At 43.3% G+C, this 9,169-nt stretch carries 6 protein-coding genes; all 6 read right to left on the minus strand.

Translation table 11 applies throughout. From position 1 onward, the window contains the following. Positions 1-46: 46 nt before the first annotated feature. The 6 genes from ITG09_17250 to ITG09_17275 are packed head-to-tail and all read right to left on the minus strand — an operon-like array spanning position 47 to position 9,106. Complete coding sequence (locus tag ITG09_17250) at positions 47-2,185, minus strand: ATP-binding cassette domain-containing protein (GenBank protein ID UPR54701.1); 2,139 nt, start codon at positions 2,183-2,185, stop codon at positions 47-49. After that, positions 2,160-3,767 carry an ATP-binding cassette domain-containing protein gene (locus ITG09_17255; protein ID UPR54702.1) on the minus strand — a complete coding sequence of 536 codons (1,608 nt, stop codon included), beginning with the start codon at positions 3,765-3,767 and terminating at the stop codon, positions 2,160-2,162. The genes ITG09_17250 and ITG09_17255 overlap by 26 nt, the downstream gene beginning before the upstream one ends. After that, positions 3,757-5,184: a TolC family protein gene (locus tag ITG09_17260; GenBank protein UPR54703.1), complete on the minus strand. Its 1,428-nt coding sequence runs from the start codon at positions 5,182-5,184 to the stop codon at positions 3,757-3,759. Before ITG09_17260 ends, ITG09_17255 begins: the two co-directional genes overlap by 11 nt. Continuing rightward, on the minus strand, positions 5,159-7,390 hold the full coding sequence (locus tag ITG09_17265) for a response regulator (protein UPR54704.1): 2,232 nt from the start codon (positions 7,388-7,390) through the stop codon (positions 5,159-5,161). The genes ITG09_17260 and ITG09_17265 overlap by 26 nt, the downstream gene beginning before the upstream one ends. 3 nt (positions 7,391-7,393) lie before the next feature. Further along, the gene (locus ITG09_17270; GenBank protein UPR54705.1) at positions 7,394-8,743 is read right to left on the minus strand and encodes an HlyD family type I secretion periplasmic adaptor subunit; all 1,350 of its coding nucleotides are present in this window, start codon (positions 8,741-8,743) and stop codon (positions 7,394-7,396) included. A gap of 12 nt (positions 8,744-8,755) precedes the next feature. Then, the gene (locus tag ITG09_17275; GenBank protein UPR54706.1) at positions 8,756-9,106 is read right to left on the minus strand and encodes a hypothetical protein; all 351 of its coding nucleotides are present in this window, start codon (positions 9,104-9,106) and stop codon (positions 8,756-8,758) included. Positions 9,107-9,169: the final 63 nt, after the last annotated feature.

Raw genomic sequence — 9,169 nt, forward strand, 5'->3', positions numbered from 1 at the left:
ACATCCATTTATTAAACGAGTAATTTGTGAATAAGCATCGTTGTGTTTAACTCAAACTGTTTAAGTATTTGTCTGTTAAGCCAAAATATTTCAAATTTCCATCCGGCTCTAATACCAAACTCATGTTTGATGTCGCGATCAAACCGGGGTCATTGGTTGAAAAAATGACAGTTTTATTCAGCAACTTATCGCTGAACAAACGGTTAAAATATTGTGCATTTTCGTTTTCTGCACCATTGAACGGTTCGTCAATGATTATCAGAGATTGCTCACAGTTACCCAGGCCAAGCGCGAGACGTAATTTTTGTTGAATGCCATTGGGAAGGCTTTTGCATTTGTCGACACTTAATTGAGTCGCTAAGCCTTCTGGTAGCCATTCATCTAACTCGAAGAAGCTGACCATCTCTTGCATCTTCTCGGTAGGTATCAAGCCATTGTGCAGTATGAAGTTAGTCTCTAATGAGCCTTCAAAAATATGCAGATTAAAAGGGATGTAGTTAATCGACGTGCGATAACGGTAGCTATTGAATTGTTTGATGTTGTAGCCATCGACAGATACAGCGCCTTGATAGCGGTCTTCTAGCCCAGCAATGATCGATATGAGCGTGGTTTTGCCGCAACCCGTAGGGCCACAAATAACGACTTTTGCGCTAGGAGGTATCTTGAAACCAAGGTTGGTTAATCCAGTCGCTGCGCCTGTGTAACGATGGCTGACACCACTTCCCACAATGCTGCCTTGGAATAGGCGAATAGGCGGGCTTTTCTCTAAGGTTGATTTGTCATCGTTCATCGACATCAAGTTGTTTATCTGTGCTGATGAAGCTTTGATCGATTGAAACTTAGAAATTGAGTTGTAGATACCCATGATTGGGCCTAACGCTTTCCAAACCAATATAACGGTCGCGAGCATTGCACCAGCATCAGATGTGCCTTCCATTACGCCAATTACGGCGGTCACGATACTTGCAGTACCAATCGCTTGAATCAAACTACCACCAGCGGCCTGAATCTTACTGTTAGTAACGGCAACGTTTTCTGCGTCACTGGTGCTTTGCAAATGTGAGGCACTAAAGCGAAATTGAACCACGCGCAGTAAAGGCAGACCTTGGATCGTCTTGATACCACGAAGAATCTCATTCCATTGATACGAGACCATCGCATTGGCGCGCGAGCTTTTGGATGTGGCTTGCGAGTAGATATAACGTGAGTAAATACAGAAGACGAGCATCAGTATTAAGCCACCCATCACTACTAACGCTGCAGTACCAGACATCAGAGCAATGGCGATGATGAATACGATAACAAACGGCATATCAAAATAGCTGAGGGTTGATTCTGCGGTCACTAAACGTCGGAACGTATCGATATCTTTCAAACGTGCTAACTGTGAAGAGACTCCGGCTGTTGAGGTCATCGCGTAGGGTAGCCACAGTAGCTTAGATATAACGGCTTGAGATATATGTACGGCGAGATCTTTACCGGAAGTGGCAATGATGTTGACCCGCATTTTCTTAAAGAAGTATTCAGAGAAACCGACAATGATGGCAAATAATGTTAACCAATACAGTGTCGCCTCAGAGCTCGAAGTGAGCGCGAAGTTATAAACACTCATAATAAATAAGGGCTGTAGCGCACCGAGAATGCTGATCACAAAACTTAGAATGATTAAGCTCTTGAATTCGTTATTGTAACGATAGAACGCGTATTTAATCCAGTTACTTCTATCTTGCGATTCCGGTGGTGGTTCGCGGAACAGACGAGAATATTCGTTAAGAGAAATCAACAAGCAGGGCTTTTTGCACATTGGATATTCAATGGTGTTGTTGTTCGTGTAATCAAACAAGAGCAACTTTCCATCTTTAACACCTAAGAAGATCGCACTTAGATTTTCTACTTCAATAAAGCATGGGTAAGGGTGCTGATCGATATTCTCGAGTGTCTTTAGTTTGGTCACATCACAACGGTATCCAAGACGCTCTATCGTCGCAGTAAAACTGTCGCCATCTTTCGGCTTTGGAATAAAGGCGTCGCTGAGGATAGAAGGTGTACCTTCCCATTCCAATGCTATTAAAGTGTAAGCTAAGCCGCGAATCAGAGGTGAGTGGTTGTAACGCTCATCATAACCGCTTGCTTCAAAGTCCAAAATTCGCTGTGGAACATTATTGAAGTCTATTAAGATACTCATTGGTCACCTCCGTTAAGTTTACGCGTTTGAGGCGATGGTTAAGTTTATCCATTTTATTGCTGGCAATGATTAGGATTTTATCATTGGCACGATAAGCGGCACTGGTAAGCACCACTTGTGCAAACTCCTCATCAAATACACAATCAATATCGTCGAATATCAATACACGTTTATTGGCGAGTAGAGCGCGAACCAATAATAAGGCGTAACTTACTTGGCGTGAGAATGGGGTTCGCATATGGCCTTTGAGTTCGGTATAAAATCCAGCCGGAAGCCCGTCAATTTGCGCCTTGATATTCATGATTTGACACAGTGCAAATGCCGTGTTGTTCAAGCTTGGTCGGAAGCAAGTGAGGTTATCTATTATGGTTCCTTCCACGAACGAACTGGTCTTATCAACCATGAGCACGCTGTTACGCCAAACGTTGTAATTGACGTCATCGAGAGGCGTGTCGTTAATCATGATATCCAGTTTGTTATCATTGTTTTGTCGCGTAATACAGTTGGCTAAGTGTGTCTTACCTGAACCACTCTTACCTGTGAGCAGGTAGGCTTGTCCCAGTTCAAACTCGATACGTTGTTTGTCAGAGTACTTGATTGAAATACGTTCTACTTCTGTGGTTTCATGTTGATGCTCAACAGAGGCGGCCAATTCAAGGAGGTCAGCGATACGTTGGATATGGAGTTTGTTTAATTCCCAGCGGCTCGCGGTGCGCATCACTTGTTGGTAAGGCGCAAAATAACGGTTGGTTAGCATGATGATGGCGGCCATGATGCCTTGACTCGATTCCATATTAATTACGGCAGTCGCCAAGACCACCACAACGCAAGCAATGGATAGCTGTTGGATGAGCGTCAAAATCAAGCCAAAGTTCGATTCGATCTGCTCATATTTGATGTTCTCAACTTCGCGCTCTTCGACCATTTGTGTCATCAAACTTTCAACGCGGTATTCCATATTTCGCGCCTTGATATCCAGTGGGCTAGAGATGATCTCAATAATTTTGGAGGTGGTTAAGCCTTCGATATCAGACTTATTTTGCAAGCTGCCAATTTTCTGTTTGGAAAGGCTCCACGCGAAAATCGCTAAGACGGCCGAGGCAATTAGAAGGGTAATGCCAGCCCATATGTTGATGAGGCCGATGATAAGAATGGTAATCACGCTAACCGCAAGGTTGATAAGCGCTCGAACCGATTCTCCGCCAAAGAAGGTCTTAAGTTCAGGGATAGTTGCGATTCGTTCTAGATATTCGCCCGGCTCTAAACGGCGGAATTTAGAGATCTCCGCTAAACAAATGGATTGGAATACCTTATTGGTTAGGTTGGTTTCAAATTGCCTCATGATGACGGAAGATATCTTCTCTTCCTGACTTTTTAAGTGGTAGTCGAGGAAGATGGAAATCAAAATAATAGCGAACAATAAGAACAAGGTATCTTGCGCTTGGTTGGGTAACACTCGGTCAAAAATGACCAGAATAGAGAAGGGCAGTACCAAGCCAAATAGGGTTGATATTATCGTTGAAAAAGTCAGATAACACTTATCTGCCATATTGATCTTTTGCGAAAATTGCTCAGTTTGCATTACGACCTCCTTTCCTCAACGACTCCGTTGAGAGAAGATGTTTCGGCACTAAATCTTGATTGTCGCGACCTTCAATATCGCTCATTAATTGCATCACGCTTTCGATAGATTGAATCGAGAGTAAACCCTTAATTTGCTCAAGTTTGATGGTCTCGATGATGTAGTCGTATCGTGCGCTTTCGTAGTCTCTTAAGGCGCTGAACAGTTTACTTTCCGCCGCCAGCAAGTCGGTGATGGTACGCGTTCCTAATTGGTAGGCTCTTTGGATCCCTTTATAAGATGCGTAGTTGGCGCGAATGATGTTTTCGTAACTGCTTATAGACTGCGAGAAATCGTTAATGTTGAGCACTGAGGTATTCACACTGTTACGTGTGGTGTAAAGCGAATCTTGGTAAAGCAGTTCAGTACGCTCGATGGCCGTTGATGACTTCTGATAGCCGTAGTAATCAGAGCCACCGGATAAGAGAGGCACGGCGAGGTTTAATCCCACACTGGTTGAGTTACTTTCGCCAGTTTGGGTTGGATCACTCGCCGTGCTGTAGTTATTGGTATCATCATGTCGATAACTGGCCGAAAGCGACACGGTCGGTAAGAAGTTCGAACCGCTCTCTTTTAAGCTTCGTCGGCTTCTCTCTACGTTTTTCTTTGCCACCAACAAGTCGTTATTGAGCTTTAACGCCTGATCCATGATCGTGCGTTGCTCGCTTTCGCTGATCTCTTTTAAAGGCACGCTTTCGTATATGTCTTGCGACGGAGTGATAGGGTATTGAATTTGAATCGATAAACCGTTGAGAATGACACGTCGATCTTTTTGCAAGGTTCTTAATCGGTTCGACACGCCTTCTTTCTGAGCTATCACTTCGTAAAGTTCACTGGCTGCGGTATTACCTAACTCTACATTGCGTCGCATTTGATGTTCACGCGTTTCAGACGATTTAAGCTCAACCTTGGTCGCTTTAATTTGGGCGTTGTTTTTCAAATACTCAAAGTATTGAGAACCGATTTCCGAAATGGTGCTTTGGATTTTGTTCTCGTGTTTAATCTCTTCGATATTGAAGTCGAGCTTAGCCGTCCCATATTTAAAAATGTCGCCAAGATTGAATATGGATTGGGATAACGAAAGGCTGTAGCTGTTTGAGTTATAGCTAGAGGTTTCATCCGGCACGCTCGATAGCAAGGTTTCATTCTCGTTCCATGTGGTATCGGCAGCACCATTGAGTGACGGCAGAAATTTCGAGCGACTGATACCAATGTTGTACTCGTTTTCTTCCACACCTTTATCACTGGCGCGAAGAGACAGGCTGTTTTGCAGGCCGAGCTCTACCGCTTCAAGCAGGGTAGTCGCCGATGCTAAAGGTGTCGTGCTGAATGCAAGCGCAGCCATGATGCTGCTAGTTAAGTTTTTGTACCGCCACATACTTGTTGATCACCTTGATTATTTGGTCGCTTTTATAAGGTTTGCTGATCACGTAATCCATTCCGGCCTCAATACAAGCCTGGTGTTCGTTACTGCTGGTCAATGCGGTTGCCCCTATAATGGTACAAGGGTTCTTCTCGTTTTCTTGTTCGAATTGTCGAATGCGTTTTGTTGCTTCGATGCCGCCCATACCCGGCATGATGCAATCCATAAAGATGATGTCAGAACGTTTATTCATGAAGTGTTTCACTGCGTCAGCGCCATCGCCGACCATGTCTGGTTCATATTCTTGTTTGGTAAGGATTCGCTTAAGTAAAATCTGCTGAACTCGATCATCTTCTACGATAAGGAATGAGCTGTTCTCCATCTGTTCTTCCGATGCTTCCGCTTCCATAATGGTGAGTAGGTTTGGAATGAATTCGTAAGGAATTGCAGGGGCGTTAATGATCTTGTCGACGAAGCTATGACACTCTTGTGCTTGCTGAGTGTTGGTCACTGACAACAGCAGTTTGGTATTTGGGTGGTTCTTAAGTTGGGATTTCACTGTTTTACTCAGTGAGGGCAGTTTGTTGGGTTCAAAGGTATCGGTCAGCATGATCGCATCGTAATCACCGAACGTTTTAGCTGCTGAGAAAAGCTCGTTTGCTGTGCGAATCTCGGTGATGTCTAGCCCCAAGTTACTGAGCATTTTGTTCATCACATCGATACGAACTTGAGTATTAGCACACAAGAGTAAACGCTTGCCATCAAAGCGAGTTTTCTCTGTGTGGAAGTTCTTAGCCTTAAGATCGAGTTCAATCTGAAAACGTTCCTGAGCGCCGGATTGGAACCAGTGACTCTCGTAATATCCGTAATCTTTCAGAACACTTTTAGCCAAGTCATCGGTGTTCGCAGTATGGTCTTTGTGTGCGCTCCAATGGAGCTTATTGAGCTTGGCAACAGAAACATCCAGCGTTGATAAGAAGTTGAGGTTGATGGTGACACGGGTATTTTCCATGTCTGATGCTGCACCCGATTCAATCGTCACAAACAGTTTCTTATTTGATTTGAGTTGAATAGCGTTAGATAGTTGAAGGAACAGTATCCAGAATAAGCTGGTGGATTGGCCTGCAACACGATTCGGTAAATTGTCTGAAATAAAACAATCAAGCTCACTTTCATTTCGTTGAATCTTTGCGCTGATGTGAATCATCAATTCCGACAGTACGTTGAGCAGTGAAAATTCTTTCGATTTACTCTCCGTACCCTGTGAAATCAAACGATTATAGTTTTCCGCTAGTTCAGATAATGTGCTACACGCAGAGGTAATATCCTTCGCCATCAACACGCCGTTTTCATCGGTTTCTTGAACAAGATATTGGACACCGCCGTTGATGGTGTTTGTAATTCCGCGAATCTCATAGCCGATCAGCGCATACAGTTGTTTGTAGAGATCGTTATTGCGCTTTTGGTCTTCCAATTTACTGAAGATAAGTTTGAGATGAGAGTAGATCTGACGCTGTTTTGGATTAATGCTCACTTCATTAAGAAGCTCTTCAAGACGTTGTAAATCGAGCTGCTTCAGCTCTTGATACAGGGCATCGAATTCATAGTCGATTTCGCGTTCGTTAGAGCTGGATTTCTTCAGTTTCAACATAGCAACTGAGTTGGACAAAATTGTAATCACAGCTAATATCACGACTACCATAAACAACCAGATAAAGAACTCGTTTTTCTCAGACATCAAGTCGTTCGCATGGTTGTTAAACATGGTGCGATAGTTGTCATCCATCTGCAGATAGTTATTCGTCAATGAAAGGTACAAGCCTAATACGTCGTTACGTGTTTTAGGGCTATCGGAGAAACGATTAATCGCTAATTCCAGTTGCGTGTATTCAGTTGCTCCAACCAAGCTGAACTCGGTTTTGTTTAACGAAGCCAAAGAACGAAACTCATCTATCTCACTTTTCAAAGTCGATGGATCAAACTCATTGGTATTGCAATTATGCTCTTTTAAGCAGTGCTGCAAAGTTTGTATATCAAGTTCTATTGTCTGATTAAGTTTCTGGGCTTGTATGATCAAGGGGGCGCTTTGGACTTGCGCAACCGAATCTACTTTTGACCAAGAAAAGTATAAATAGAAAGCGAACGCTGCCAATACCACGCTAAATAGTATGCTTAGACGCAGAGCGGGTACGGAAATATTGTACGAAGGTTTTCCGCTCATTGATTATCTCTCATCAAAAGCATCCTCGATAGCTGACATCACAGGTTTCGCAGCGTATTCGATCACGCGACGCGAGCCTGTTTTTACGTCGGCGGTAAATTCCATATAAGGTGATAATTTGTATTGAGTGCCTCCTCGCTCTAGAAAGTTTCGGTCAATTTCAATTTCTGCTAAATAGAATTCAGCGTCTTCTTCTTCGTATGATGAACGGCTGATTGAAGCGATGGTGCCCTCAACAAATCCGTATTTTGCAAAGTTATAGGTGTCCATTTTTACTTTTACCGCCTGACCAATCTCAACGAAGCCCATGTCTTTACGTGGGATCTTCGCTTCACCGTGAAGGGAGTTATTGATCGGCGCAATATCTGCGATACTTTCACCTGGTGGAATCACAGCAGAACGGAAGTTGAAGTGCAGTTTGTCGACCACACCGTCCACTGGAGAGTAGACGATTAGGCGATCAACCTTGTCGGAATGCTGTGGTTGTAAGATTCGCTTCAGCTTGAGGTCTTTATTCGCTTGAATGATTTGCGCTTGGTACTCAGAGTTCCTGTTCTCAACCAAGTCACGGTGTTGTTTTTCCAGTTTGTCGAGTTGAAAGCGCTCATTCATCACAGACTCGTCTAGGTTCTCAATCTCACGAACCATATTGGATTCTTGTACTTTCATATTTAGAACGTCGACATATGACGCCATCTCTTCTTTATAAAGCGTGTTTTTGATGTTGAGTTGTTTGCGAATGAGCGAGAGTTGGTTCTCTGAACTTTTGCGACGCTTTAGCATTGAACTGATTAGCGAGTTCTTGTGCTTAATATCGTGTGTGATGAGTTCTTCGTTTGAACGGTTTTTAGAGAATTCTTGTTTCCACGTATTCATATTGACCTGAACTTGCTCAGGGTATTTCTCAATGAACGCATCAAAGTTAGGCTCTACCATGTCACGTAAACTCTCATAACGAATCTTATCGAGTTCGATCTGAATAATTTCAGTATTTACGGTATCAAGTTGGGTGTTGCGGTCGAGTGAGCGTATTCGAGCAATAGGTTGGCCTTCATAAACTACTTCCCCTTTTCTGACTAACAATTCTTCTAATATACCGCCTTCTAGGTGTTGAACCTTCTCAACATCCGATTCCAATAGCAGTTCGCCACGTACAGAAACAACAATGTCGATACGTGCTTGTGATGCCACGGCGATAGCGACCAAAGCGAGTAAGAATATAATGAGCAACGTTTTGTGAACGCTGGTCATGGCACTAGCAAGCACAATAGTGTCATCAGCTGTGACCTTAGAAGCCTCGTTATTGGAAACAAGTGCTTTTCTGAGGTGATGTTCTATTTGGTTATTGCTCATGACTGACCTCGGTTACTTGTCATCTATTACTTCCTTAACACCCAACAAGTGGTTGATTTGCCGATTGACGTTGTGCAATTCAGTTTTTACATCCTCTATAAGCTCTTCCGGCGCAGGGAACTCGTGTCTGCTCAAATGTTCCAATTTAGCCATTTTGGGCGGAAGGTCTTGATCGCAAAGCAGCGTTAAGATGGTCTTCAGTTTTTTTGAGTAACGGTTGAGTTCATCAAAACGATTACCTTTATGAAGTTCTTCTATATTTATGGCTGCGTCAGAAAAGTCATTGTAAAAGTCGCCCAATAACAATTGCAGCCCCTTGTGGTTGTTGTCAACCGAGCGCAACAAATTCGTCATGTCTATCATCGCTCCACTGCCTTAATTGCTTTAATCACAATAACTAAGGATCTTTAAAGGTGGTTTTCAAAT

The sequence above is a fragment of the Vibrio cyclitrophicus genome, from assembly GCA_023206055.1.
Taxonomy (GTDB): Bacteria; Pseudomonadota; Gammaproteobacteria; order Enterobacterales; family Vibrionaceae; genus Vibrio; species Vibrio cyclitrophicus_A.

Bases quoted from the DNA above. Each gene is read 5' to 3' on its own strand.
- ITG09_17250 (UPR54701.1), bottom strand. From the start codon at position 2,185: ATGAGTATCTTAATAGACTTCAATAATGTTCCACAGCGAATTTTGGAC.
- ITG09_17255 (UPR54702.1), bottom strand. From the start codon at position 3,767: ATGCAAACTGAGCAATTTTCGCAAAAGATCAATATGGCAGATAAGTGT.
- ITG09_17260 (UPR54703.1), bottom strand. From the start codon at position 5,184: ATGTGGCGGTACAAAAACTTAACTAGCAGCATCATGGCTGCGCTTGCA.
- ITG09_17265 (UPR54704.1), bottom strand. From the start codon at position 7,390: ATGAGCGGAAAACCTTCGTACAATATTTCCGTACCCGCTCTGCGTCTA.
- ITG09_17270 (UPR54705.1), bottom strand. From the start codon at position 8,743: ATGAGCAATAACCAAATAGAACATCACCTCAGAAAAGCACTTGTTTCC.
- ITG09_17275 (UPR54706.1), bottom strand. From the start codon at position 9,106: ATGATAGACATGACGAATTTGTTGCGCTCGGTTGACAACAACCACAAG.